29 protein-coding genes, 1 tRNA gene, 3 pseudogenes and 1 riboswitch are annotated in these 23,384 nt (G+C 40.7%); of the genes and pseudogenes, 23 read left to right on the top strand and 10 right to left on the bottom strand.

Features of this window, described 5'->3' with window-relative positions; translation table 11 throughout:
• The first annotated feature begins 40 nt into the window (after window positions 1-40).
• Window positions 41-937, top strand: coding sequence for an RluA family pseudouridine synthase (locus tag FNL97_RS13505; RefSeq protein ID WP_143415962.1), 897 nt, complete (start codon window positions 41-43; stop codon window positions 935-937).
• Window positions 938-949: 12 nt separating this feature from the next.
• On the opposite strand, the gene prpE is transcribed toward FNL97_RS13505, so the two are convergent.
• Together prpE and FNL97_RS13495 are read right to left on the bottom strand one after the other, a co-directional pair.
• Window positions 950-1,687 (bottom strand): bis(5'-nucleosyl)-tetraphosphatase PrpE, encoded by a 738-nt coding sequence (gene prpE, locus FNL97_RS13500; protein ID WP_143415961.1) that lies wholly within the window; start codon window positions 1,685-1,687, stop codon window positions 950-952.
• A 78-nt stretch (window positions 1,688-1,765) separates the two neighbouring features.
• Window positions 1,766-2,938, bottom strand: a complete 1,173-nt coding sequence (locus FNL97_RS13495; RefSeq protein ID WP_012749464.1) for an FtsW/RodA/SpoVE family cell cycle protein — start codon at window positions 2,936-2,938, stop codon at window positions 1,766-1,768.
• 172 nt (window positions 2,939-3,110) lie between these two features.
• Here FNL97_RS13495 and fabI point away from each other — a divergent pair, with 172 nt between their 5' ends.
• Window positions 3,111-3,887 carry an enoyl-ACP reductase FabI gene (fabI, locus tag FNL97_RS13490; protein ID WP_143415960.1) on the top strand — a complete coding sequence of 259 codons (777 nt, stop codon included), beginning with the start codon at window positions 3,111-3,113 and terminating at the stop codon, window positions 3,885-3,887.
• A gap of 194 nt (window positions 3,888-4,081) precedes the next feature.
• Window positions 4,082-4,507: a CotO family spore coat protein gene (locus FNL97_RS13485; protein WP_012749466.1), complete on the top strand. Its 426-nt coding sequence runs from the start codon at window positions 4,082-4,084 to the stop codon at window positions 4,505-4,507.
• An 84-nt stretch (window positions 4,508-4,591) separates the two neighbouring features.
• Here FNL97_RS13485 and FNL97_RS13480 read toward each other — a convergent pair.
• Window positions 4,592-5,773 (bottom strand): annotated as a pseudogene (locus tag FNL97_RS13480) (IS701 family transposase).
• 446 nt (window positions 5,774-6,219) lie between these two features.
• Here FNL97_RS13480 and FNL97_RS13470 point away from each other — a divergent pair.
• From FNL97_RS13470 to FNL97_RS18060, 12 genes and pseudogenes are all read left to right on the top strand, one after another.
• Window positions 6,220-6,477 (top strand): annotated as a pseudogene (locus FNL97_RS13470) (DUF1360 domain-containing protein); the annotation flags it as partial.
• A 228-nt stretch (window positions 6,478-6,705) separates the two neighbouring features.
• A complete protein-coding gene (locus FNL97_RS18545) occupies window positions 6,706-6,828 on the top strand; it encodes a hypothetical protein (RefSeq protein ID WP_286170450.1) in 123 nt (40 codons plus the stop codon).
• An 81-nt stretch (window positions 6,829-6,909) separates the two neighbouring features.
• The gene (locus FNL97_RS13465) at window positions 6,910-7,128 is read left to right on the top strand and encodes a hypothetical protein (RefSeq protein WP_012749469.1); all 219 of its coding nucleotides are present in this window, start codon (window positions 6,910-6,912) and stop codon (window positions 7,126-7,128) included.
• A gap of 32 nt (window positions 7,129-7,160) precedes the next feature.
• On the top strand, window positions 7,161-7,364 hold the full coding sequence (locus FNL97_RS13460) for a phage holin family protein (protein WP_012749470.1): 204 nt from the start codon (window positions 7,161-7,163) through the stop codon (window positions 7,362-7,364).
• Window positions 7,365-7,495: 131 nt separating this feature from the next.
• A complete protein-coding gene (locus tag FNL97_RS13455; RefSeq protein WP_012749471.1) occupies window positions 7,496-7,702 on the top strand; it encodes a DUF1657 domain-containing protein in 207 nt (68 codons plus the stop codon).
• Between the two features lie 107 nt (window positions 7,703-7,809).
• Window positions 7,810-8,277 (top strand): YhcN/YlaJ family sporulation lipoprotein, encoded by a 468-nt coding sequence (locus tag FNL97_RS13450; protein ID WP_286173383.1) that lies wholly within the window; start codon window positions 7,810-7,812, stop codon window positions 8,275-8,277.
• Between the two features lie 11 nt (window positions 8,278-8,288).
• Window positions 8,289-8,768 (top strand): stage V sporulation protein AC, encoded by a 480-nt coding sequence (spoVAC, locus tag FNL97_RS13445; RefSeq protein WP_062679097.1) that lies wholly within the window; start codon window positions 8,289-8,291, stop codon window positions 8,766-8,768.
• Window positions 8,768-9,784, top strand: coding sequence for a stage V sporulation protein AD (gene spoVAD / locus FNL97_RS13440; RefSeq protein WP_062679096.1), 1,017 nt, complete (start codon window positions 8,768-8,770; stop codon window positions 9,782-9,784). Before spoVAC ends, spoVAD begins: the two co-directional genes overlap by 1 nt.
• Window positions 9,781-10,137 carry a stage V sporulation protein AE gene (gene spoVAE, locus FNL97_RS13435; protein WP_062679095.1) on the top strand — a complete coding sequence of 119 codons (357 nt, stop codon included), beginning with the start codon at window positions 9,781-9,783 and terminating at the stop codon, window positions 10,135-10,137. Before spoVAD ends, spoVAE begins: the two co-directional genes overlap by 4 nt.
• Before the next feature lie 12 nt (window positions 10,138-10,149).
• On the top strand, window positions 10,150-10,356 hold the full coding sequence (locus FNL97_RS13430; RefSeq protein ID WP_012749476.1) for a DUF1657 domain-containing protein: 207 nt from the start codon (window positions 10,150-10,152) through the stop codon (window positions 10,354-10,356).
• A gap of 12 nt (window positions 10,357-10,368) precedes the next feature.
• Window positions 10,369-11,229 carry a DUF421 domain-containing protein gene (locus FNL97_RS13425; RefSeq protein ID WP_062679094.1) on the top strand — a complete coding sequence of 287 codons (861 nt, stop codon included), beginning with the start codon at window positions 10,369-10,371 and terminating at the stop codon, window positions 11,227-11,229.
• 16 nt (window positions 11,230-11,245) lie between these two features.
• The gene (locus FNL97_RS18060; RefSeq protein ID WP_172713580.1) at window positions 11,246-11,407 is read left to right on the top strand and encodes a hypothetical protein; all 162 of its coding nucleotides are present in this window, start codon (window positions 11,246-11,248) and stop codon (window positions 11,405-11,407) included.
• A gap of 147 nt (window positions 11,408-11,554) precedes the next feature.
• Here FNL97_RS18060 and FNL97_RS13420 read toward each other — a convergent pair whose 3' ends face one another.
• The gene (locus FNL97_RS13420; RefSeq protein ID WP_143415958.1) at window positions 11,555-11,875 is read right to left on the bottom strand and encodes a thioredoxin family protein; all 321 of its coding nucleotides are present in this window, start codon (window positions 11,873-11,875) and stop codon (window positions 11,555-11,557) included.
• 132 nt (window positions 11,876-12,007) lie between these two features.
• On the opposite strand from FNL97_RS13420, the gene FNL97_RS13415 reads away from it, so the two are divergent.
• The 3 genes from FNL97_RS13415 to spoVIF all read left to right on the top strand — a co-directional run bounded on the left by FNL97_RS13415 (window position 12,008) and on the right by spoVIF (window position 12,850).
• Window positions 12,008-12,247 carry a hypothetical protein gene (locus tag FNL97_RS13415; protein ID WP_012749480.1) on the top strand — a complete coding sequence of 80 codons (240 nt, stop codon included), beginning with the start codon at window positions 12,008-12,010 and terminating at the stop codon, window positions 12,245-12,247.
• Window positions 12,248-12,323: 76 nt separating this feature from the next.
• Window positions 12,324-12,473 (top strand): YjcZ family sporulation protein, encoded by a 150-nt coding sequence (locus FNL97_RS13410; protein WP_012749481.1) that lies wholly within the window; start codon window positions 12,324-12,326, stop codon window positions 12,471-12,473.
• A gap of 119 nt (window positions 12,474-12,592) precedes the next feature.
• Window positions 12,593-12,850, top strand: a complete 258-nt coding sequence (gene spoVIF / locus FNL97_RS13405) for a sporulation-specific transcription regulator SpoVIF (RefSeq protein ID WP_012749482.1) — start codon at window positions 12,593-12,595, stop codon at window positions 12,848-12,850.
• 439 nt (window positions 12,851-13,289) lie between these two features.
• Here spoVIF and FNL97_RS13400 read toward each other — a convergent pair whose 3' ends face one another.
• The 3 genes from FNL97_RS13400 to FNL97_RS13390 form a co-directional block, all read right to left on the bottom strand.
• Window positions 13,290-13,721, bottom strand: a complete 432-nt coding sequence (locus FNL97_RS13400) for a GNAT family N-acetyltransferase (RefSeq protein ID WP_012749483.1) — start codon at window positions 13,719-13,721, stop codon at window positions 13,290-13,292.
• Between the two features lies 1 nt (window position 13,722).
• A complete protein-coding gene (locus FNL97_RS13395) occupies window positions 13,723-14,244 on the bottom strand; it encodes a YjcG family protein (RefSeq protein WP_012749484.1) in 522 nt (173 codons plus the stop codon).
• A gap of 64 nt (window positions 14,245-14,308) precedes the next feature.
• A complete protein-coding gene (locus tag FNL97_RS13390) occupies window positions 14,309-15,037 on the bottom strand; it encodes a GTNG_0744 family esterase (RefSeq protein WP_062679093.1) in 729 nt (242 codons plus the stop codon).
• A gap of 231 nt (window positions 15,038-15,268) precedes the next feature.
• Window positions 15,269-15,381: riboswitch (SAM riboswitch) on the top strand.
• 76 nt (window positions 15,382-15,457) lie between these two features.
• Here FNL97_RS13390 and FNL97_RS13385 point away from each other — a divergent pair.
• The 3 genes from FNL97_RS13385 (at window position 15,458) to FNL97_RS13375 (ending at window position 18,119) form a co-directional block, all read left to right on the top strand.
• Window positions 15,458-16,561, top strand: a complete 1,104-nt coding sequence (locus tag FNL97_RS13385; RefSeq protein ID WP_143415957.1) for a methionine biosynthesis PLP-dependent protein — start codon at window positions 15,458-15,460, stop codon at window positions 16,559-16,561.
• 4 nt (window positions 16,562-16,565) lie between these two features.
• On the top strand, window positions 16,566-17,750 hold the full coding sequence (gene metC / locus FNL97_RS13380) for a cystathionine beta-lyase (RefSeq protein ID WP_143415956.1): 1,185 nt from the start codon (window positions 16,566-16,568) through the stop codon (window positions 17,748-17,750).
• 296 nt (window positions 17,751-18,046) lie between these two features.
• A tRNA-Val gene (locus FNL97_RS13375) sits at window positions 18,047-18,119 on the top strand.
• A 130-nt stretch (window positions 18,120-18,249) separates the two neighbouring features.
• On the opposite strand, the pseudogene FNL97_RS13370 reads toward FNL97_RS13375, so the two are convergent.
• Window positions 18,250-19,386, bottom strand: a pseudogene (locus FNL97_RS13370) (site-specific integrase).
• A 718-nt stretch (window positions 19,387-20,104) separates the two neighbouring features.
• On the opposite strand from FNL97_RS13370, the gene ynzI reads away from it, so the two are divergent.
• On the top strand, window positions 20,105-20,269 hold the full coding sequence (gene ynzI / locus FNL97_RS18055) for a small membrane protein YnzI (protein ID WP_013401418.1): 165 nt from the start codon (window positions 20,105-20,107) through the stop codon (window positions 20,267-20,269).
• 562 nt (window positions 20,270-20,831) lie between these two features.
• Here ynzI and FNL97_RS13360 read toward each other — a convergent pair.
• Together FNL97_RS13360 and FNL97_RS13355 are read right to left on the bottom strand one after the other, a co-directional pair.
• Window positions 20,832-22,022, bottom strand: coding sequence for a site-specific integrase (locus tag FNL97_RS13360; RefSeq protein ID WP_143415955.1), 1,191 nt, complete (start codon window positions 22,020-22,022; stop codon window positions 20,832-20,834).
• 199 nt (window positions 22,023-22,221) lie between these two features.
• Window positions 22,222-22,422 carry a helix-turn-helix domain-containing protein gene (locus tag FNL97_RS13355; RefSeq protein ID WP_013401416.1) on the bottom strand — a complete coding sequence of 67 codons (201 nt, stop codon included), beginning with the start codon at window positions 22,420-22,422 and terminating at the stop codon, window positions 22,222-22,224.
• A 327-nt stretch (window positions 22,423-22,749) separates the two neighbouring features.
• On the opposite strand from FNL97_RS13355, the gene FNL97_RS13350 reads away from it, so the two are divergent.
• Window positions 22,750-23,208, top strand: a complete 459-nt coding sequence (locus tag FNL97_RS13350) for an NUDIX hydrolase (protein WP_143415954.1) — start codon at window positions 22,750-22,752, stop codon at window positions 23,206-23,208.
• Window positions 23,209-23,384: the final 176 nt, after the last annotated feature.

The following is a 23,384-nucleotide window of genomic DNA, read 5'->3' as shown; positions in this document are numbered from 1 at the left end:
TTGATTAGAATAAATAGGAAGTAAAGGAAGGTACAAAACATTGTCGCGTTTTACGCTAACTTGGACGATTACGGAAAAAGGGGAAGGAAAGCTTGTCCGGGAATTTTTAAAGGAACAAGGCATTTCGAAAACGGCATTAACAGACATTAAATTCCATGGAGGGGCCATTTTCGTGGATGAACAGCCAGTCACTGTTCGTCATCGTCTTTGTTGTGGAGAAACATTGCGAGTACTATTTCCGAAAGAATCCCCAAGTGAAGGGATGATGCCGGAAGCGATTCCGCTTGATATTGTATATGAGGATGAATATGTTTTAGTCGTGAATAAACCGCCGTTTATGGCAACGATTCCATCGCGTGAGCATCCGGGCGGCACGCTTGCTAATGCATTGCTTTATCATTACCAAAAGCAACAGTTAGAGTCGACGATTCATGTTGTAACAAGACTGGATCGCGATACTTCCGGCCTTGTTCTTGTCGCAAAACATCGTCATGTTCATCATTTATTATCCACGCTGCAGCAACAAGGAAAAGTAACGCGGCGTTATGAAGCGATTTGTCACGGATGTTTAACGGAAGACAAGGGGACGATTGATGCGCCAATCGCCCGCAAAAGCGATAGCATTATTGCTCGGGAAGTACGCGATGACGGTCAACGGGCCGTTACTCATTTTCGCGTATTACAGCGGCTTCGTGAATATACATACGTATCGCTCCAGCTAGAGACAGGCCGCACGCATCAAATTCGTGTTCATTTAGCGCATATTGGCCACCCGCTTGCAGGGGATGAATTGTATGGCGGAAGCCGGGAAGCAATTAGCCGCCAGGCGTTGCACAGCAAAGAGCTTTCCTTTTTCCATCCGATCAAGCGGAAAATATATACGTTTTCTTGCCCGCTTCCTGATGATATGAAACAATTGATGGAACGGGTAAGCTGATAAGCGGCATTTTCAATCGAACGTTCTGAATTTTTCCGGCACATATGGCAAGGAAGATGGAACCGATATGGTTTCTATTTCAGGATATCGAAAAGCGGTCAGCGCTCCGCCGAATACGCAGCCAGTATCAATATTAATCGTACGATTAATGATTCTAGGTTGTTTCACCGGTGTATGACCGTATACAATCCATGCGCTTCCTTTGTAACGCTTTGCCCAATCTCGCCGGACAGGTGTTCCATCGGGATTTGTTTCCCCAGTAATATCACCATAAAGAACGAATGTTTGAACTTTTTTATCATTTCTTCCAATATAGTCTCGACGAAGGCCAGCATGGGCAATAATAAGGCGGCCGTTATCTAGCTGCGCGTATAACGGAGCGGCTTCATATAGCCTCATAAACTTTTTTCGAATCATTGCTTGTTCACTTGGCGGCAATGCGCGATATTCTGCGACAGTTGTTTCAAGACCGTGCGTAATCTGCACGTTTCTTCCTAAAAAAAAGCGATACAACTTGTTGCAATGATTCCCAGGGACATAATAAGCTGACTTGCGTTCGATGAGGGAATAGACAACTTCCACCGTTTGCAGGGATTGTGGGCCGCGGTCTGTTAAATCGCCGACAAAACCGAGTTTCCGCCCGTCTGGATGAACGGGAATGCCGCTATTCCATTCATATCCGAGCTTTTTTGTCAGCTTTACAAACTCGGTGTAGCATCCATGAATATCACCAATGATATCAATTTTCATCGTTTCAATCTCCTTTAATTAGTAAAATGAAGTGCGTATGATTATTATAAAATAAAAAGCCGCTGATCATGCGGCTTTTTATTCTTCGGAAGAAAACATAAACTTTTTCGTGCGTGAATGGACATTCAAAACAAGTCCAATGGCTAACATATAAGTCGCAAGCGAACTTCCCCCATAACTGATAAATGGAAGCGGAAGCCCGGTGATTGGCAAAAGTCCAATGGTCATTCCAACGTTTTGAAATACTTGGAATGTAATCATTCCGATGACCCCGGCGCATAAGTAGCTTCCGTATAAATCATTGCTTTCTAAAGCAATATGAACCATGCGGTAAATAAGAAGGAAAAACAGTGAAATGACAACACTTGCACCAATGAACCCGAACTGTTCGGCGATGATTCCGAAAATGAAGTCGGTATGTGCTTCCGGGAGGTATACTTGAATGTTGCCAAATCCTTTTCCATACAATTCTCCAGATCCAATCGCAAGCAGGGAACGAATGAGCTGGAAGCCCTGTTCATTGGAATATTCATAAGGAGCAAGCCATCCATAAAAACGGTTTAACTGATATTCCTCTAAAATATATTTGTGGAAAAAGTCAGGGAATCGGAAGAAAATAAATACAAGAATAGCGACGGCCATCAATCCGGCAAACACAATTCCGAGAATGATGCGCCAGCGAATGCCAGAAACGAGCACAAGTGATGCAGTAACGGCAACAAACACCATCGACATTCCTAAATCCGGTTGCTTCATTAGCAATATTAATGGCGGCAAAACAGTTAAGGCGATTTTGCCAAGCAGCCTAAAGTCATCTTTTACGGTCGGTTCCGGATATTTCTCGCGATGGTTAATGATAATGCGGCTAAGAACGATAATCATAAAAATTTTCATTAATTCAGATGGCTGAAAGTTCCCGCCTGGAAGAGAGTACCAGCTCGTTGCTCCTTTAATGGTAACTGTTCCAGGAACGTTAAGTTCAAGACCCAATAACAGCAGCATTCCAAATCCATATAAATACCACGCGATTTGGAAAAAACGATCATAGTCGATAATCATCGTTAATGCGATAACAACACCACCAATCGCATACCATTGCAATTGTTTATAAGCAAAATTGACATTCTGCAATTTTTCCGGCAAAGTTGGTTGTGCGCTATGAATAGCGATCGCACTAACAATCGCCATTAAAAACAAAATAAACAACAAATTATAATCAAGCTTTGGTTGTGATAGCCGATCTTGTTCCATATTATGACCCTCTCCATCATGATAAAAACATGCCATATACCATATTAACGAATTACGATATTTTTGCAAAGAGTTTTGACTCATTTACTTTCTGTGAGACTTATCATATAATAAAATTAACACTAGGTACTAATAACAAATATTAATTTTAATGGATATAGGAGGATGACGGATGAATTTATCGTTAAAAGGACGTACATATGTGGTTATGGGAGTGGCGAATAAACGCAGTATTGCATGGGGAATTGCGCGGTCTTTGCACGCAGCGGGGGCTCGTCTTGTGTTTACATACGCTGGGGAACGTTTTGAAAAAGAGGTTCGCTCTCTTGTTGATACGCTGGAGGATGAAAACTCTCTTCTTTTGCCATGTGATGTGACAAAAGATGAAGAAATTACCCAATGCTTCCAACAAATTAAGGAGCAAGTTGGCGTCATTCATGGGGTTGCCCACTGTATTGCATATGCAAACAAAGAAGATTTAAGCGGAGAATATATGAATGTAAGCCGCGAAGGATTTTTGCTTGCCCACAACATCAGTTCTTATTCATTAACTGCTGTTGCTAGGGAAGCGAAAGAGTTGATGACCGAAGGCGGAAGCATCGTCACATTAACATACCTTGGCGGTGAACGTGTGGTACAAAATTACAACATTATGGGTGTGGCAAAAGCATCGCTTGATGCAAGTGTAAAATATTTAGCAAACGATTTAGGAAAATACGGCATCCGTGTCAATGCCATTTCAGCAGGACCGATTCGGACGTTATCGGCAAAAGGGGTTAGCGACTTCAACTCGATTTTAAAACAAATCGAAGAACGCGCTCCGCTTCGCCGCACGACGACGCAAGAAGAAGTTGGCGATGCGGCGCTGTTTTTATTTAGCGATTTGTCACGCGGCATTACGGGGGAAATTATCCACGTCGATTCTGGGTACCATATTTTAGGGTATTAAAATGAAAAATTAGAGCCGGATTATCGATCATTCCCATCCAGCAATGGTGATAGCGATCGAAAAAACGTTATATAAATCGGATTAGCTGTTCCTAGAAAAGGAGCAGCTTGTTTTTTTTGGGTAACTTCTTGGCAATTCTTATGATAAACAGCATACATATATAAGGCAACAGTTGAAAAAGGAGGGGACTATCGATGAAACGGCGGGATATGGTGGAAAATGAGCCGCTTCTTTATATCGTGCAGCCGAAGCTGGAGCGTGTGGTTTCTTACATGCAGAAAACGTTTAAAAGCAAAAAGGATGTCGAGAAAAAAACGGAGCATGAGAACGAATGGGGACATGAAGAAATTGTCCAAGAGCAAGAAAAGCAGTTTCAACAAATGTCGCTAGAGGAACAGCTGTCCTTTTTAGGCAATCTCCCAGAGCATCTTGCCAATATAAAATGCAAGCTCGTTAGTACGGACGGAGAAAGAGAAGGAATCATCCGTGAATATGATAAAACGGAAATTATCATGGATACTGCTTTCGGAGAAGTTGCGATTCCAAGAAAGGAGGTCGTTTCCCTTACGTTAATTGGTTTTTCTGAGAAGGGAGAAGAAGAACATCGTGACCGCTACTGAACTTTTTCTTTTTATTTTAGGGACTGTAGTTGAGCAATTTTAATTACAATAATTACCATGTAAAAGAGACAAACAGGGTACCCCTTATGCCACGTGGAGCTGTTTTTTCACGGTATCAATGGGAATATTTTGTTTCGCTGCACGGTAAATGAACTCCACGAGGCTATGTCCTTTTCTCTTGCGCAGAAGATCGAGCCCATCAGAAAAATCGCTGTTCGACTCGAACATGCTGTACACGTAAGCAAGCTGCACCAAGATCCAGTAGCGTTTCACCGCCCGACGTCCGCGAACGCGGTATCCATCGAGTTTCAGCTGGTCTTTCGCTTGACGGAAAAAACATTCGATCGACCAACGCTGGGCATAGTAGCGCAAGATCTCTTCATCGCTTAGATCACGGTCGGTGCTCAAGACGCAGTGAAGATGTTCCGATGTCATCGGCTGATCGGCTTTCCAAGCGAGTAGCACCACGGCATCATCGAGACCTTTGAGAGAGCCTTCGTAGCGATAAACCCGATAACGCTCTTCTCCCACCGTGACGAGGTGAGTGTCTTTCGGTTCGATGTAGCGGGCAAACTCCCTCACCTGAACCGCAATGCCTTTTGGATAAAGAAGCCGATTGGCCTTGAGCATTGCGATTACGTGGAATCCCTTTTTCAGACAAGCTTCCACGAGCGTTTGCGATGGATACCAAGAGTCCATCAGCACATAAACAGGACGGTGTACATCCAAAGAAGAAAGCATCTCGATCGCGAGTTCCCCCTTGCTTTTCCCAGCCGCCTTGTCGTAGAGGCGGAACGCAAAGGGAAAAGCCTGGGTCATCGTATGAACCATGAGCCAAACGAGAGAATGTCCCCAGATCGACTTTTTCTCTGTGTGAGAATAGTGCCAATCACACCCTTGAATGGCGTGCGTTGCCTGTGACGAAGGCTTGGTTTTTTGGCAAATCGTATCATCGATCGAAACAAAAAGGGGTTGATTCTCCTGTTTGGCGATGCGTTCGACACGACGAAGCATTCACTGTTGAAGTTTGCGAAGCAACGTCTCTTCATCCCAAGGGCTTTTCGTGAAAAAATGGCTGAGTGTCGTGCGGTGGTTCGGATGAAAGCTCCAATGATGAAGATCGGTCAATGTTCCCGCAAATCCTTTGGTGGTCAGCGCATCCACGATATGAACGAGATGCTTCATGACAGGTTTTGAAAAATAAAGTGCCAACCCCAACATCGTGAAAAACTTGTGGATTCCTTGATGATGTGCTAATCTATTCATGAGACATGAACCTCCTTGTGAATAGTTTTGGTGACACATCTATTCTAATCAAGGAATCGGGTTCATGTCTCTTTTTTTGTTTGGTTGTAAATTTATGTTAGCGAATTTGCTCATCTACAGTTAGGGACATTTCGGTTAACGAGATTGATCATGTATGATTCGATTACTGCTTTTTTACAAGTACAATCGGAGAAAGCCCATGCAGGGTGTAGCCCGTCTTTAGACATGGGATGAACCGATTGCTTTGACGTAGTCAAAGATGGTATACTACTCTTATAGAGAAGAAAAATCCAACGTCTTGAATCGGGCGCACAGGGCGATAAGCACCAGTGAGGTGTTTGCCCATGAAAGTCTTGTGGAATTAGAGTCAGTATCCATGCGAAGGTATGGAAGAAGCTCTATAGTACACAAGAACCCCGTGGCTTTAGCCATCGGGAGGTTCAGGGAAGCCGTTTCATGAAATTGTGGAAGAAACATTACCAGATGGAACGGTACAATCATTTTTGCATATTAAAGGAAGCGGTCTGCGCCATTGGATCGGGGAACTGCTGAGCTGCTATTGGTGTACAGGAATTTGGTGTGCTGCTATTCTTTATATCGGCAACATATTCTGTCCTATTATATTTCATCCACTTCTCATGATATTGGCGATTGCTGGGGGCGCCTCTTTCATCGAATGGGCAGTGGAAAAATGGGATTCATAAAAACGAGCGGGGGAAAGAAAGGTCTCCCGCTCGTTTTCTTGTATCTATGATAAAGTATCGATTAATACGCGCAAAGCAAGAAATCATTGCAACATCATGGAATGTTTACGGGATTTTCGACAACAGTTTTTTGACCAATGCCAATTATATCCTGATGAAAAAGGAGAAACACATTTTTTCCGCACCACATAAACTAATAATACACTACACAGCTTGGAGGTTATAGCGATGAAAAAAGGAATTCAACCACAGCAAATTAAGGCAAAACGAGTGTATTCTTCCAAAAAGACGGCTGCGAAGTGGGCAGGAGGATGTGGCTGCGGCAGAACAATAAAAAGAAATAATGGATAAACTGTGAAAAATGCCTATACCTTCATCTGCCTAGTTGCATAGTCTAACAATGCAACAAGTCGACAGGAAGGAGGAATGGGGATGTCTGGTCGTAAAAAATCTCGTGTTATCCATGTCGATAAGCTAATTATTCATGCTGACGATGTGATAATAGTTCCAAAAGGACGCATTCGCGATCCATGGTTATTTCCGCATCGCGAAGATGTAGAAGCAATTGAAGATGTTCATGAAGAATCACCGCGTGATGATCATAAGCATGATGATCATGAAGAGGAAAGAAGACCTTTTTCCTGGATTTAAGCATTTGGTGAAAATGGATGGGGGAAGCGTAAGTGGAACGCTTTAAAAACTATGGTCTTTGGCTTGCCATCGGTTCTTTTATCTTTTTGGCGCTGCAAACATTTGGCATCGATATCGATTTAGGGAAGTACGAGCGTCTGTATGAAGCATTTTTAAGCATTCTCGTCATCGCAGGGATTATTAACAACCCATCTCTTGGCCGCGGTTACTTTGACAAAGTGAATAAAGAAAAATAAGTATAAGGGAAAAGCTGTCCAATTCGATGGACAGCTCGTTTTTTGTAAAAAATAACAATTATATTTTTCCGTAAAAAATCCATTCTAACAATTGTAATCGATACTACCACAATATTAGGGAGGGAATAAACATGACTGTTGCAACTCAAGTAAAACAAACATTAGCAGGTTTAAAATCAGCTCAAGCAAGTTTCGAAACATTTGCATTACAAACGGAAAACCAAGCAGCAAAACAACTTTATCAACAAGCAGCGCAACAAACACAAGCGATCGTTGATTTAGTCAACTCTCGCGTGCAAGAAATTCAAAACGAAGAGCCACAATATAAACAACAATAACACATGCTATTTTGCAGCGAGATCGAGTTTCCAAAGATGTTGAAAAAAGGTTGGTTATATACCAACCTTTTTTCGAACGAAATACATAAATGGATGGGTTGATGAGAATGAGAAAATGGTTGATGATGACGATTGTTATCGGCATATTAATGGGCGGCTGTGCGAATGAAAACAAAGTAAAACAGCAGTCGATGCAAGGATCTGATTTCATGGAAATAAATACAAATGGAGCGCAACAGGCTGCCATCAATCAGCAAGCGGCAGAACAAGCAGTTGCGCATCTTAAGGAAAGAGATGATATAAAAGATGTCGTTGCTGTAAACACAAGCAAAAAACTGCTCGTTGCTTATCAAATAAAGCATATGCATCGATTTTATCGCAAACAAATCGAAAAAGAAATTGATCGTCAGTTAATACGTTTATTTCCAAATTATCAAATTGTTTCATCGAGTGATTTAAAAATATTTTGGAAAACAGAAGAGCTGCGTGGCAAATTAGGAAATAAAAAATGGAATGAACGGAAAGTGGATCAACAAATAGAAAAGATCAAACAATTAAGCGAAGAGCTCACGTAAGGGGTGGCACCATGGCAAACGAGAAACGAAAAAAACTTACTCCCGTACAACAAGAATATCATTTATTTGAGAAAGAACGAGAAACGAAACGCCCTGTCTTGAAAAACTGTGTTCGCGCTTTCCTTATTGGCGGGCTAATTTGTACCATTGGGCAAGCGATATCGTATCTTTACATGTACTTTTTTGATTTTACGGAGCAAACGGTGGGAAATCCGACCGTAGCGACGATGGTATTTATTTCGATGATTTTAACCGGACTTGGAGTGTATGACCGGATTGCGCAATTTGCTGGGGCTGGCAGCGCTGTTCCTGTTACAGGCTTTGGGAATGCCGTTATTTCGGCAGCGATTGAGCATCGGACGGAAGGATTTGTGCTTGGGGTCGGCTCGAACATGTTTAAGCTGGCAGGGTCGGTTATTTTATTTGGTACGTTTTCCGCCTTTGTCGTTGCATTAGTGAAAACGATCGCAACGAAATGGGGTGGTTTATAATGCTAAAAGGGCATCGGACATGGGTATTTGAAAACAAACCGACTATTTTGTCAACGGCGGCTGTTGGAGGGCCGTTCGAGGCAAACGGCCGCATCGCCGATGATTTCGATCTGCTTCATGAAGATTTGTGGCTCGGTGAGGAATCGTATGAAAAGGCACACAAAGTGCTGCTGGAAGAAGCGATGTTCAAAGCGATGGAAAAAGCGGGAATAGAAAAAGAGAAAGTGCAGTTTCTAATTGCCGGAGATCTTATTAACCAGATGACCCCGACTAGTTTTGCGGCACGAACGATTGGCGCTCCATATTTAGGGGTGTTTGGCGCCTGCTCTACTTCGATGGAAGGATTGGCGTTAAGTGCTTTTATTGTGAATTACGGTGGGGCAGACTATATATTGACAGGTGCGTCAAGTCATAATGCGGCGGTAGAGAAGCAATTCCGTTATCCAACGGAATACGGAGGGCAAAAGCCGCCAACCGCCCAATGGACAGTCACCGGGGCAGGTGTAGCGCTTATCAGCTCTCACGGCGACGGACCGCGTGTTACATCAGCGACGATCGGCCGAGTCATTGATATGGGATTGAGCGACCCGTTCAATATGGGTGGAGCGATGGCACCTGCGGCAGTAGATACGATCGAAGCACATTTGCGCGATATGCAAATTGATGCCTCTTACTATGACTTGATCGTCACCGGGGATTTAGGAAAGATCGGACATGAAATATCGTTCGATTTATTGCGTCAACATGGAGTGAATGTAGAGGAAGATCGCTATCAAGACTGTGGATTGATTATTTACCGAGAAGGTCAGCCCGTATTAGCGGGAGCGAGCGGTGCTGGTTGTTCTGCCACTGTCGTATACGGGCATTTGTTAAACCGAATGAAACGAGGAGAGCTGAAAAGAATTCTCGTCGTTGCAACCGGCGCCCTTCTATCGCCGCTTTCGTTCCAGCAAAACGAAACGATTCCTTGCATTGCTCACGCGGTGGCGATCGAGTATGGAGGTGATGAATCATGATGTCGATGTTTTTTTGGGCGTTTGTTGTCGGTGGGCTTATTTGTGTTATTGGACAAATTTTGATGGATGTGTTCAAACTGACTCCTGCCCATACGTTGGCATCGCTGGTTGTCGTTGGCGCCATTTTAGATGGTTTCGGTTTATATGAGCCGCTCATTGATTTTGCTGGCGCTGGTGCAACAATTCCGATTACCAGTTTTGGGAATTCGCTAGTTCATGGGGCGCTTCAAGAGGCGGACAGACATGGCATTATTGGAGTGCTGACGGGAATGTTTGAAGTCACAAGTTCTGGTATTTCGGCAGCAATTGTATTTGGATTTATCGGTGCACTATTATTCCGACCAAAAGGATAAGGAGGAAAAGCGATGACCGTTGCCTCGCAAGTAAAACAAAGTCTAGCGAGCTTAAAGAGCATTCATGCCGGACTGCAAGGGCTTGCTCTCATTTCACAAGATGAAGAGGCGCAGAGAACGTTCCATGAGGCGATGATGATGACAGAGGAAATTATTGCAGATATAAAAAAGCGTATCGGCAAGCTGGAATTGGAGGAGCCCCAATATCATGGAAAGTAAGGAGCATGATCGATGCCAGTATGGTTAGAAGTAGCAATTCGTTCGGTTTTTATTATAATTGGGTTGTTTATCATTACACGGATATTAGGAAAAAAACAATTAGCAAAACTTTCGTTTTTTGAGTATATCGTCGGCATTACCATTGGCGACATTGCGGGAACAATGTCAATGGATTTGAGTATTAGTCTGGAGGAAGGAATTACAAGTATTTTAATTTGGGCGTTATTCCCGGTGGCTACTTCCCGTCTTTCACTGCGAAATAAAAAATTCCGCAACTTCGTTGAAGGCAATTCGACGGTCTTTATTAAAAACGGCAAAGTGTTAGAAGAAAATTTAAAACGGGAAAAATATACCGTCGATGAATTGCTCGAGCAGCTTCGCAAAAAAGATGTGTTTCGTGTGGCAGATGTGGAGTTTGCGGTGCTTGAGCCGAACGGCGAGTTAAACGTGTTATTGAAACGGGAAAAACAGCCGTTAACCGTTGGGGACGTATTTCCAAACCCTCCGTCAGAAAAGGAGCCGCAAACAGTAATTATGGACGGCATGATTTTAGATGAGCCGCTTGCGACGATGGGGCTGAACCGCGGCTGGCTAAAACAGGAATTGGATAAACAAGGGGTGGCGATCGAGAATGTGTTTTTAGGCCAAGTAGACTCTTACGGTCAGCTGACGCTCGACTTGTATGACGATAAAATCCAAATTCCTGAGCCGCAAGAGAAAAAGCTGCTGCTAGCGGCGATCAAAAAAGTGCAGGCAGACTTTGAATTATTCGCTTTGCAAACAGAGTCAAAGGAAGCAAAAGAACTATATAAGACAAACGCTGAAAAAATGCAGAAACTATTGCAAAAAGTGGAGCCATTTTTACGAAACTAAAGGAGGCATATACTAAATGGAAAAAAAACGTATTCGGACGACAGACGAAGAAATTAAACTGGAATTAAAGAAAAACAGCCGTGCAAGCACCACCGATGAAGAAATATCGATTGAATTTATGTACAACGAAAACAATGTCCCCCATCAGCCGAAAGATTATGAAGATATTGAGTATTAACAGACGTATTGGAAAGCAAAATTTTTCTAAGACGGCCATCGGCAATTAAAAAGCGTTTCTGTTCTTTGAACAAAAGCGCAAAATGCAAAGTAGGAAAAAGCCGCTAGGGAATATCACCCGACAAGCGGCTTTTTTGCTTGCAAAAATTTATACGGTTAATGACTGCAAGAATTCTTTTACTTCTTCTGGTGTTTTCGCATTGGCGCTATGGAGATGAGCAATTTTTTCCCCATTTCGGAAGACGAGCAAACTTGGAATGCCCATCACTTGGTACTTTTCAGCAAGCTCTGGAAAATCGTCGCGATTAATTTCGAACCAATCGTATTGCGAATATTCGCTAACAATATCATCGATAAACATGTTTATTCTTGTGCAATCTGGGCACCATGTTGTATAAAACTTTACAATTACCGGTTTTTCCCCCGAAATGACCTCTTGGAATTGTTCTGTCGTTTGGAGCTCTTTCAATAGAATTTCCCCCTTGAATGAAGTAGTGTCCGCTTATACTTTATCACATTTTTGTGGAAAAAAAGAATTTATATGCTTTGGCACATTGTCCCCTAAATTGCATAAACAAATGGTAAGGAAGGAGGGGATAGGATGAGCCGCGAGTTGGAAAAAGCGCTGGAAACGTGGGCGAATTCTAAAAAAGAGGGACATGAGCAGTTTATTAAGTTGTTTGAACAGTGGGGAAGAGACTTCGATAAAAAAATACAGGAAATCGAGAAGCTAAATAATCAATTTTTAAAAGGCGTCCAAGGAAACTTGGATTATATGAACAAGTGGTTTTCGAAAAAAGAAAACCAGTTTTCGAAGCTGTTTCGGATATTTGGGGAATAGATTTCCATATACGCCTATACCAGTTGCAAGCATGATGAATACGATAAAGTAACAAAGCGTAAGGAGGTGCAACATTATGGGCTTTGGATGCTGCGGTTTCGGAGGATACGGAGGCTTCGGCTATGGAGGCTTTGGCTATGGCGGTTTCGGCCATGGCAGTAGCTTTGTGTTGATTGTTGTGTTGTTCATTTTGTTAATTATTGTCGGTGCTGCGTTTGTATACTAATGTCATGTAATGGGTGCGGGCTGTTCTATTCGACGGGCAGCTCGTACTTTTTCTTTCTGATGTATGCACTTATTGGTTTTCAATTCATACGATATAAGAGGAAAAGGAGGATTTGGTAAATGGATAATCAGTTTTTTAAAAATATCGAAAAGAAAACAGGTGTAAATATGAAAGACGTATTCGAATTAGCCAATTCTTTGCAAAATGCCAATTTTAAAGACGAAAAAACAGTGCGTCACGTCATCAAACGCGTCGCGCAAATCGCCAATCGGAAAGTGCCAAAAGAGCTAGAAGACCAAATCGTCAAAACGATCATTCAAAACGGAAAACAGCTTGATTTTAGTACGATTGCTAACATGTTGAATAACAAAAAGTAAGCAAAAGGGAGTCTTCGGAATCGAAGCTCCCTTTTGTTCTTTATATTCCTTAGAAAAAAATGAATATTGGCAACTAAAGCGAATCAATTACAAAAAGACGGTCTTGAAAATCTATAATATAAATAGTAAACAAAGGAAATAAAATATGCGCGAAGGAATAGACGTTACAATGATTGCTTTCATTCCGAATGAAGCGTGCTGTTGTAGGGCATGGACAATATACAGAAGATATAAAGAAACTAGTGCAGCAAAATATGATATGGCGCGAAAATGATTGACTAAGTCACGAACGGCTTATGTATGAATTGGAAATGAAATTGTATTTTCTCTTGGCTGCTATATCGTATAGCAATAACCGCTTATGTAACAACAGTGTACGCAACTATTCTTTATGGATTGCAGAAAATGAGCAGAGACCGTACCATCGTTTGATACGGTCTTAAAGCGATTTTACCATCGTTACATGAGGGATTCCAGCATCCATAAACACATCGGAAACGGTTTGATATCCAAGTTTTTGATAAAATGGCTCCGCATGTGTTTGCGCGTTCAGTTTTACTTTTGGGACACCTTGTTTTTTTGCAAACTGCTCAATCGCTTCCATAATCAGCTTTCCTGCCCCACTGCCGCGATATTGCGGCAAAACGCAAATTCGTTCGATCTTGCCTAGACCGTTATCGATCGTGCGAAACCTGCCGGCACCAATCGGTTTTTCCCCATCGTACAAAACAAAATGCATCGCTTCTTGCTCAAATTCATCAATTTCTTCTTCTTCCGGAACATGCTGCTCTTCGATAAATACGATTCGTCGAACAAGCAAGGCATCGTTGTATAAAGATGTATCATTTTTTGTTCCGATTGCTACGTTCATATTACTCTTGTTCCTTTCCTCCAACAAGAAATGTTTCATATACTGTCCATGAGCCGTTTTCTAGTTGATATAGAAGGTGGAAGCGGTCAACCGTTTCTTCAAAATGAACGTTTTGCATCCGTAATTGTCCGTATACATCAGCATATTCAGCGTTTGGCAAATCACGGCCGATGGTAATATGAGGGACAAATACGTATTCTGACTTATCAGCAAGGATTCCGCTGTGAAGCCGTTCATGGAGACGCTCGAGCGTTTCATTCGGCTCCACTTTTAAATAAATAACATTGCTTGTTGGATAAAATGAGCTAAACTTTGTCACTTTTAACGGAATGACATCTGTTTCAGCAGCGATTTTGCGCAGTTCCTTTACAATTTCTTTAATTTTCTGGTCGTCAGCTTCAAAAGGCTCTTTTAAGGTTAAATGCGGCGGAATGAGGGCGTAATGGCTGTCGTAACGCTTTCTATAGGAATTGGCAAAATCTTGTATTCGCTTCGAAGGAAATAAAGCAATACCATATTTCATAAAAACCCCTCCTTATGATAAGTAGTACTTAATTATAACAAAATTCCGAAGAGCATAGTAGTGTTTACAAAGAAAGGATATGCGCGATTGCACGCGGAACGTCAGGCTGCCAATATGTCCATGCATGACCGCCATCAAATTCGTTGTATTCATACAAAAATCCTTTTTGAATAAACGCTTCACGCGCCTTTCGATTTGGAGTGATAAAATCGCGCACATTTCCGTCCGTCGTTTTCACTGCTGTTTCGTTTGTACCTACCGAATGGTAAATTTGCAATAATGATGGTTCTGTAAATTGTAAAATTTGTTCGATGATTCCTTCATCGATATATGGCGACTGCATCGCAATTTTTCCAAATGTATGCGGATACAATAATCCTGCCATTAGTGATACAGTGCCGCCAAGGGAATCGCCGATGAGCGCGCGTCCTTTTCCGATTTGGTACGTAGGAAACGTTTGATCTAAAAACGGAACGAGCTCATGTGCTAAAAAACGCAAATAACGGCTGTTTTTCTTTCCGTTTGGATGATATTTCTCATAGCGGTCCTTAACATCGCGATATGGAATTCCGATGACAATGGTGCGGTCAATCTCGCCGTTTTCCATCAGTTGTTCAATAACGCTTTTTATTTTCCCGTACATAAAATAATCTTTCCCATCCTGAGCGATAAGAAGAGAATACTTATGAAGCGGGGAAAACGAACTTGGCAAATAGGCAAGCAGCGTTATTTCCTCATCCAGCTCATCGCTATAAATAGTGTAATCATGCATTGTCCCTTTTTGTAATGCCATGATGGATCCTCCAACAAAAACAGATTCACCTGTTATTGTACCATATTTTTGTAAAAACATGTTAACAAACACAGCAGATTATGATGAATATTTACATAAAAAAGCGCCGGGAGTTTTTCCAACGTATAAAAACAACGTGTCAATTTGAAAAATTTAAAAAATTTCTTGCAAACTTACGATAAATGAGGTACATTTTTTAGTAATCAGAAAAAATGAATAGTGAAGGATGCATTCTTATCAAGAGAAGTGGAGGGAACTGGCCCTATGAAGCTTCAGCAACCAGCCAATTTTTGGCCAGGTGCTAAATCCAGCGAATTGAATTTTTTCAATTCGGCAGATAAGAAGAAGCACTGATCGACGTATGGAAAAGTCTTCTTCTTAGAAGACTTTTTTTATTTTATAGAAGAGGGAGAGATACAGATGGAGAAAATGGAAACGTTATTGGCGCAAATCGGAAACCGCAGTGACACGGTCACAGGAACGGTCAATCCGCCCGTCTATTTTTCGACCGCGTACCGTCATGAAGGAATCGGGAAGTCTACCGGATTTGACTACATTCGTACCGGCAATCCGACGCGGAAAATCGTCGAGGAAGCGATCGCAAAGCTAGAAGGAGGAGACCAAGGCTACGCGTTCAGCTCGGGCATGGCGGCCATTCAGACGGTACTTGCGTTATTTGAAAGTGGGGATGAATTTCTCGTTTCCTCCGATTTATATGGAGGTACATATCGCTTATTTGAACGCGGCTGGCGAAAATACGGCTTGTCTTTTCATTATGTAGATTTTCGCGACATACGATTAGTAGAGAACTACATCACTGAAAAAACAAAAGCGATTTTTTTAGAAACACCGACGAACCCGTTAATGCAGGAGACAGATATTGCGGAAGTGGCAAAACTGGCGAAAAAACATGGGCTGATTCTCATTGTTGACAATACGTTTTACACGCCAGTTATTCAGCGCCCGATCGAGCAAGGAGCCGATATCGTCATCCATAGTGCGACAAAATATTTAGGCGGCCATAACGATGTGTTGGCAGGTCTCGTCGTTGCGAAGGGGGAGGAACTTTGCAAGCGGCTTGCGGAATATCAGAACGCAATTGGCGCTGTGCTTTCACCGTTTGATTCATGGCTGCTTATTCGCGGCATGAAGACGCTGGCGCTTCGGATGCGACAGCACGAAGAAAACGCGAAGCGAATCAGTGAATTTTTAGCGGCGCATGAAGATATTACTGATGTATTATACCCGGGAAGAGGCGGCATGTTATCGTTTCGTTTGCGCGAAGAAAAATGGGTCAACCGCTTTTTGCAAAGTTTACGATTAATTACATTCGCCGAAAGTTTAGGTGGAGTTGAAAGTTTTATTACGTATCCAGCAACGCAAACCCATGCCGATATTCCAGAAGAAATCCGAATCGCCAACGGTGTCTGTAACCGGCTGCTTCGTTTCTCTGTCGGCATCGAGCATGTCGAAGATTTAATTTCTGACTTATCGCAAGCGTTAAAAAGTATGAAAGAGGTGTAGGGAGATGGAACAACACGTATCTTTTCAAACGAAACTGCTCCATAATAAATGGAAAATGGATCCTCAAACGGGAGCGGTCAGTGTGCCGATTCAGCACGCTTCCACGTTCCATCAATTTGATTTTGACACATTCGGCAAATATGATTATAGCCGCTCAGGCAATCCGACGCGCGAAGCGTTGGAAGAGACGATTGCGGCGTTAGAAGGAGGGGTGCGCGGTTTCGCCTTCTCATCCGGAATGGCGGCGATTTCCACCGCTTTTCTCCTCTTGTCCAAAGGCGATCATGTGCTTGTGACGGAAGACGTTTACGGCGGTACATACCGCATGATTACCGAGGTATTGAGCCGCTTTGGCATTGAATATACGTTCGTTGATATGACGGATTTGCATGAAGTAGCTTCCCATATTCGCCCGAATACAAAAGTCATTTACGTTGAAACCCCATCGAATCCGCTTTTAAAAGTGACCGATATTCGCGGGATTGTGAAGCTAGCAAAAGCAAACGGTTGTTTAACATTTTTAGATAATACGTTTATGACTCCCGCGCTGCAACGTCCGCTTGACCTTGGCGTCGATGTCGTCCTTCATAGCGCGACGAAATTTTTATCGGGGCATAGCGACGTTGTTGCCGGGCTTGCTGTTGTCAAAGACGAGGAACTTGCCAAACAGCTGTACAAATTGCAAAACTCTTTCGGAGCGGTGCTCGGCGTCCAAGACGCATGGCTTGTGTTGCGCGGATTAAAGACGCTGCACGTCCGCCTCGAACAATCGTCGCAATCCGCGCTTGCCATCGCCCGTTATTTAGCAAACCATCCAAAAGTGGAAGAAGTGTATTATCCAGGGCTTACGTATCATCCGGGCCATGCGATTCAGCGCTACCAAGCATCAGGCTTTGGCGCGGTATTATCGTTCCGCCTTGCCGATGAAGAAGCGGTCCGGGCGTTTGTGAAACATGTCCGCATCCCCGTATTTGCCGTCAGCTTAGGAGCGGTTGAATCGATTTTATCGTATCCTGCCAAAATGTCGCATGCGGCGATGCCAAAAGAAGAACGGGAGCGGCGCGGCATCACGGACGGCTTGCTACGTCTTAGTGTTGGCCTTGAAGCCGCTGACGATCTAATTGCCGATTTCGAGCAAGCACTGTCATATGTCAAAGAAACATCATCATCCACTGTTTCAGCACGATAAAATAAAAAGGTATGCGCCAAAAGAAGCTGCCTCGCGCATACCTTTTCGTTTATTCTGTCAAATGAAATGTCTCTGCTGATAATATAATCATGTGATCAAAGGAATAAATATAGAGCGCTAAATAACATAATGATGTATTGAAAGCGGGGATTTACGATCGTTCTTGCCCTATTGCCTGTACGCGACAATGCTGTACAGCGATTGACACCCAAAATCGCTAGATGAAAATTTTTTAAAAAAGTATTTGACAAAGATCAGGCATATCCATATAATAATAGATGTGTTCAACAGAATATGATTCCGTAGCTCAGCTGGGAGAGCGCCACCTTGACAGGGTGGAGGTCGCTGGTTCGAGCCCAGTCGGAATCACTAGAGTGAGAGGCTTGAAATCCTTGTGTATCAAGGGTTTCAAGCTTTTTCGTTTTATTGGCAATTGTGTTGCAATCTCCGTGATTTAAAAACTTGCACAAAACTTGCACCTTTAGTCAACTAAAGGATTTTAACTCTGTTTTAACAGGGCATTTTCAAATTTCTCTGCCGCTTGCTCTTGTAAATCATCACTGACATGTGATTATAAATCTAAAGTTATACCGACGCGAGAATGTCCCAGCCGCTCGCTGACCACTTTTGGATTTTCGCCTTGCTGCATTAAGATGGTTGCATGTGTATGCCGCAAATCATGGAAGCTTATACGCGGTACATTTGCTTCTTCGATCAAGCGATAAAATTGTCGTAATAGGTTTCGTGGATCAAGAGGTTTCCCATCATCAGTGCAGACAATTAAATTGTTATCTTGGTATTGAACACCCAATTTCTCCTTCTGAAATTCTTGTTTTTGTTTATGTTTCTTTAATACATTTACAACATGTTGAGAAATTGAAATTTGTCTTTTCGATTTTTTTGTTTTAGGCTCTTTAAAAATTAATCCTTTGCCTGAGACAAAGCATAAGCTGCGCTTGATGCGGATTTTCTTATTCTCAAAATCCACGTCATCCCATTTTAGTCCTAAAACTTCTCCACGTCGCATTCCTGTGAAAATCGCAAGAAGGTAAGGGATCTCCATAGAGCTATCTTTAATCAGATTCAGAAATCGATTTACCTCATCCACTGTCCATGTAATTTTTTCTTCACTTTTCACTTTGGGTGGTTTAGCATTCTTTACAGGGTTCACTTTAACCAATGACCATTTTACCGCTTGATCAAATGCTTGATTGAGCAAATTATGCATTTGTCGGATATATGCACCTGAATACCCGTTGTCTAACTTGTCTACATAAAAACTGTCAATATCAAATGTTGTAATTTCATTAATTTTTTTATGTTGGAAATATTTCATAATATGATTTCTGATTACATATTCCCTGCTTTTTGCGGTAGTTATTTCTACTGTTCTTTTGTAAGAGGTGTTAAACCACCGCTCCATGAACATTGAAAAATCTTCTGTACTTTCTTTAAAATAACTTCCATCATCGACTTGGGCTTTAATTTTAAGAAGTTCTTTCTTCGCTTCAGTCTTTGTACGAAACGGTCCGAAACTCACTTGCTTTCTCTTACCAGTAGCTGGATCTTTTCCTACATCGATTCGAAAATAAAATCCTTTTTTCTTTTCCTTGATTAACTTGTCAAAGTTCATCATTACACCCCATTCCTAGTTTGAAACTGGAATAGTGTGTAGTATGTGGCTAAGTAAATACTATCAAAATAATACTTTTTAGGGAAGCGTTAAACTATAAAAGGTGGACATCCACTAGTAGAAAAAGCATACATTCCGGTCTTGTAACGGGATATATCTGTACATCCATATAACTAAGATTATAAGTGTGGATTTAACTTATTAAAAAAGGGGTATTCGGATCATCTGGTGGAATACAATTTAGGTTTAGTATCTTCTAGTGTTTTGTTACACTATTTTTTCGAACTGTGCAACAAGTTATTCCAATATTATGGATAGTCCTATGATAGAATAAAGTTACATTCTTAGGACGGTGATATTTATGAAAGAATTTTTATCTAGTTTTTTACTTATTACCAGTTGGCTTATATTTGCAATTAGTGGATACCTATTTATTTGGACAATCTTCTTCGTTTATGCCATTGTACCAGCCTTTTTAAGTTTAGCTGTTGGCTTATTCTGCTTTTATTGCTCAAAGAAGCTGGACAGTAACATCAAAAAGAATTCTTAAAATCCTCCTATGTCGCAGTATGTGTCTACTGTGTCACGTATTATTTTTTGGGTATTCGGATTATCTAGTAAAATACAATTAGGTTTAGTATCTTCAAATAGTGTTTTGTTACACTGTTTTTTTGTAATAATTAATTGGTACTCATTTTTAATTAAAGGAGTGCGCATAAAATTGAATGATAAAAAGAAACAAATACAAAAACAGGTACAAAAAAAATACAGAGAGATAAAACAGCAAAGAAAAGAAGAGGGAAAAAACAGTAAAGCAGAGGTACTTATTGTCGTTGCTATCGTTGTTTTATTTATTTTTCTGAATGCTTTTTTCAAAGCTCTTTAACACATAGATCATCTTCATGGTAACATATATTTCTTATCCACTCTACTGCACGGTAGTAAAAAGATAATTCAAGTTAGCACTACACCTAAACTCCTTTTACTATTACGCTTTATGTGTCTACTTTATATAATTCCGAAATTAACGTTTTCACCCCTTAATCTGAAGAACCAAAAAGTAGAGAAAATGGGGTAAAATGTTTTGTTCAGAGGTTTTGAAAACCTAATTAGATACAGGAGAATAGTTAAGTCTTAGTGAGTGATTGAGAGTTTTATCTATAAATGTGGAAGTAAGAAGGGGGTTATATAATTATAGGAATTTTTGGTTCATCACCAAAAGATGTACTTGATTTTTACAAATAGATGTGATACAAGCTCCTAAATGGACACGTAAAGTAAAAATGCAGGAAATTCGGCATTTCTTGATTTTTTCATCATGATAAAGGTTTTTTGTCAAGTACACTTTGTGGTGAAGAACCAAATTTTAGATACACTTATTATGTATAGACACAAATCCTCGGATGGAGGATTTTGCGCCCTTATGATTTAGGTCACTTAATCTCAGATTATGAAAATATATGTTGCTCAAGTTCATTTGTTGATTGACGCATCATTTCCTCGTTAGAGTGTGAATAATAGTCTAATGTAACTTGTACACGCGAATGACCTAATATGTCACTAACAATTTTCACATGAACACCTAGCTTCATTAGCAACGTTGCCGCTGTATGCCGTAAACCATGCAAGTTAATTTGTTTAACGTTTAATGTCTTTACCGTTTCCCTAAACTTGCGTGTTAAATAATCCGGATCGATAGGTTTGCCTTTATCGTTAATAAATACAAAGTTTTCGCTATTGTAACTGTTCCCTAATTTTTCTCTCGTTTTATCTTGTAAAGCTTTTTCTTTTCGCAAGACTTCAACGATAGCATCAGGGATAGGAATTACTCGATTGTCAGAACTGTCGGTTTTCGTTTTTGGTTTATATTTTAATCCTTCGCCCTTTCGTCTGTATAATGTCCCGTTTATTGTGATCGTTTTATTTTTAAAATCAATATCTTCCCACTTGAGTCCTAAAAGTTCTCCTCTTCGAATCCCAGTAACCACACCAACCAAGAATGGAGCGACCAATCCTTTTTTAGAGGCAACTTCTAAGAAAATATTTACCTCTTCTTTCGTCCATGCCTTATTTTTTTTACTTTTATTATTCTTAACCGAAATTTTTTGAGCGTTCTCCATTGGATTTGCCTTAATTAAGCCCCATGCCACGGCTTTTTTAAAGGCTTGGTTAAGCAAACTGAAAATGATATGAAGATATGATTCTGATAAATCGTTTTTCTCTTTTTCTTCATGTTCAGCTTTTTTCTGTGGATTTCTACCGTTTTTCCGTAACTCTGCAAAAAATGTATCAATTACACGTGTATTTATATCTTTAATAGGCATTTTTTTGAAATAAGGAATAAGATGTCCATCGATAATATATCTTCTCGTTTCAATAGTTGTTTCTGCTTTATTTTGACAGTATACAGTATCAAACCATTCATTAATAAACGATTCAAAATCTTGAGCTGACGGCTTGAAGTAAGTTCCTTCCATAACTTGAGTTCTAATTTTGATAAGTTCTTTTTTGGCTTCAGTTTTTGTTTTAAACGGCCCAAAACTTTGTTGTCGACGCTTGCCGGTTATTGGATCCTTTCCAACATCTATACGAAAGTAGTAGCCTCTAGTTTTTTTCTTTATTAGTCTATCGATGTCCATAACCCATCTCCTTTACTAATCTGCCTCGATTTTTATCATGTGTAAAGATGAGCGAACAACTCCGCTTTTGTAGGCAAAATATATTTGTCTTCAAAACAGGTTATTGTTTGGTCGTCAATAGTCTAAAGACATCTCGATATTCGGATGCAAAGCTTTAAAAGGCTCAACCATCATTTTTGGTACTGAATGAATCCATACATTATTTGCTGGTTCCTTGTTTTTGAGATAACCATAGGAAAAACTCATCGCGGTTAACCCGCATCGAGCGTCCGAACTGTATAAGCGGAAATCCATCCTGCTTCATCAACTCGTATGCTTTTGGTTTTGAAATTTTTAATAGTTCCTTAATGTCTTCTGCCGTTAAAAACATTGGCAAATCTTCTTGATTTTTATATTTCATATTTGAATCCTCCATCTAAATTTAAATGAATTAAAATACATGAATTTTGATTAACCGGTTAATCGTTAATAATATAGCCTCGAATTTTTTTCTTTCGAATAGGTTTGACTAAAAAATTATTTTTTATTTCAGTGGTTTAAATAAACTAAAACATCAAGTTTTGGATTAATCGACCAATCTTTAAACAATTTAAGAAAGACCAACTTCCATTATCTGTGGTGTTGCAAAGCGCTGGACGGGTGGCTAACGTGCAGATTAGTGAAATAAGAAGGAGTTACACATTTAGTTTCGAATATAGTTAGAAAACTTTTATTTAGGAGGGTGCAAATGAGCTATATTATGGATTTAAGAAAAATAGTAGGTAGTCGCCCACTCATTATGACAGGGGCGTGTGTTATTCTTTTAGATAAAAACAATAGAATTTTATTACAACTAAGAAAAGATAACAACTGCTGGGGATTAGCTGGTGGTTCTTTGGAGATTGGAGAAACTTTAGAAGAAGTAGCTAAAAGGGAATTATATGAAGAAACAGGTTTAGTTGCAAAAAAGCTAAAACTATTTAATGTTTTTTCGGGAAAAGAATTTTATTATAAATATCCGCATGGTGATGAAGTTTATAATGTAATAGCAGCCTATGTATGTACAGACTTTGAAGGGGAAATAAAGATGGATGAAAATGAAGTACAAGATTTACGCTTTTTTCACCTTGGTGAACTTCCAACAAACATTAGTCCACCTGATATGCCAATAATACAGGAATATATCAATACATACTGTTGGAACTAACAAGAGCTTTAGTTGAATAGTGACAGTAACTTTAAAAGCTTGAGGGATTTTTTCTCAACCTTTTTGCAAGATAAGAAATCAGGGTCTTCACCATTTTCTGTGATTTCTACTCAATCCTAGATACATGTTAGCTGGATGAAATAGGTTCATCAGTCAGGATCCTTCTTCCGCATACA

Source organism: Geobacillus sp. E263 (genome assembly GCF_007197795.1).
GTDB lineage: Bacteria > Bacillota > Bacilli > Bacillales > Anoxybacillaceae > Parageobacillus_B > Parageobacillus_B toebii.
Note: the sequence above shows the minus strand (reverse complement) of the source record. Positions and strands in the feature narration are given on the sequence as shown.

Excerpts from the sequence above, each read along its gene's own strand:
- FNL97_RS13415 (WP_012749480.1), top strand. The coding sequence starts at position 12,008 with ATGAGCCGCGAGTTGGAAAAAGCGCTGGAAACGTGGGCGAATTCTAAA.
- FNL97_RS13485 (WP_012749466.1), top strand. The coding sequence starts at position 4,082 with ATGAAACGGCGGGATATGGTGGAAAATGAGCCGCTTCTTTATATCGTG.
- FNL97_RS18060 (WP_172713580.1), top strand. The coding sequence starts at position 11,246 with ATGGAAAAAAAACGTATTCGGACGACAGACGAAGAAATTAAACTGGAA.
- FNL97_RS13430 (WP_012749476.1), top strand. The coding sequence starts at position 10,150 with ATGACCGTTGCCTCGCAAGTAAAACAAAGTCTAGCGAGCTTAAAGAGC.
- FNL97_RS13350 (WP_143415954.1), top strand. The coding sequence starts at position 22,750 with ATGAGCTATATTATGGATTTAAGAAAAATAGTAGGTAGTCGCCCACTC.
- spoVAC (WP_062679097.1), top strand. The coding sequence starts at position 8,289 with ATGGCAAACGAGAAACGAAAAAAACTTACTCCCGTACAACAAGAATAT.
- fabI (WP_143415960.1), top strand. The coding sequence starts at position 3,111 with ATGAATTTATCGTTAAAAGGACGTACATATGTGGTTATGGGAGTGGCG.
- FNL97_RS13385 (WP_143415957.1), top strand. The coding sequence starts at position 15,458 with ATGGAGAAAATGGAAACGTTATTGGCGCAAATCGGAAACCGCAGTGAC.
- FNL97_RS13355 (WP_013401416.1), bottom strand. The coding sequence starts at position 22,422 with ATGAAATATAAAAATCAAGAAGATTTGCCAATGTTTTTAACGGCAGAA.
- FNL97_RS13400 (WP_012749483.1), bottom strand. The coding sequence starts at position 13,721 with ATGAACGTAGCAATCGGAACAAAAAATGATACATCTTTATACAACGAT.
- spoVIF (WP_012749482.1), top strand. The coding sequence starts at position 12,593 with ATGGATAATCAGTTTTTTAAAAATATCGAAAAGAAAACAGGTGTAAAT.
- FNL97_RS13410 (WP_012749481.1), top strand. The coding sequence starts at position 12,324 with ATGGGCTTTGGATGCTGCGGTTTCGGAGGATACGGAGGCTTCGGCTAT.
- spoVAE (WP_062679095.1), top strand. The coding sequence starts at position 9,781 with ATGATGTCGATGTTTTTTTGGGCGTTTGTTGTCGGTGGGCTTATTTGT.
- FNL97_RS13450 (WP_286173383.1), top strand. The coding sequence starts at position 7,810 with ATGAGAAAATGGTTGATGATGACGATTGTTATCGGCATATTAATGGGC.
- FNL97_RS13465 (WP_012749469.1), top strand. The coding sequence starts at position 6,910 with ATGTCTGGTCGTAAAAAATCTCGTGTTATCCATGTCGATAAGCTAATT.
- FNL97_RS13390 (WP_062679093.1), bottom strand. The coding sequence starts at position 15,037 with ATGGCATTACAAAAAGGGACAATGCATGATTACACTATTTATAGCGAT.
- metC (WP_143415956.1), top strand. The coding sequence starts at position 16,566 with ATGGAACAACACGTATCTTTTCAAACGAAACTGCTCCATAATAAATGG.
- FNL97_RS13395 (WP_012749484.1), bottom strand. The coding sequence starts at position 14,244 with ATGAAATATGGTATTGCTTTATTTCCTTCGAAGCGAATACAAGATTTT.
- FNL97_RS13360 (WP_143415955.1), bottom strand. The coding sequence starts at position 22,022 with ATGGACATCGATAGACTAATAAAGAAAAAAACTAGAGGCTACTACTTT.
- spoVAD (WP_062679096.1), top strand. The coding sequence starts at position 8,768 with ATGCTAAAAGGGCATCGGACATGGGTATTTGAAAACAAACCGACTATT.
- FNL97_RS13495 (WP_012749464.1), bottom strand. The coding sequence starts at position 2,938 with ATGGAACAAGATCGGCTATCACAACCAAAGCTTGATTATAATTTGTTG.
- prpE (WP_143415961.1), bottom strand. The coding sequence starts at position 1,687 with ATGAAAATTGATATCATTGGTGATATTCATGGATGCTACACCGAGTTT.
- FNL97_RS13455 (WP_012749471.1), top strand. The coding sequence starts at position 7,496 with ATGACTGTTGCAACTCAAGTAAAACAAACATTAGCAGGTTTAAAATCA.
- FNL97_RS13425 (WP_062679094.1), top strand. The coding sequence starts at position 10,369 with ATGCCAGTATGGTTAGAAGTAGCAATTCGTTCGGTTTTTATTATAATT.
- FNL97_RS18545 (WP_286170450.1), top strand. The coding sequence starts at position 6,706 with ATGAAAAAAGGAATTCAACCACAGCAAATTAAGGCAAAACGAGTGTAT.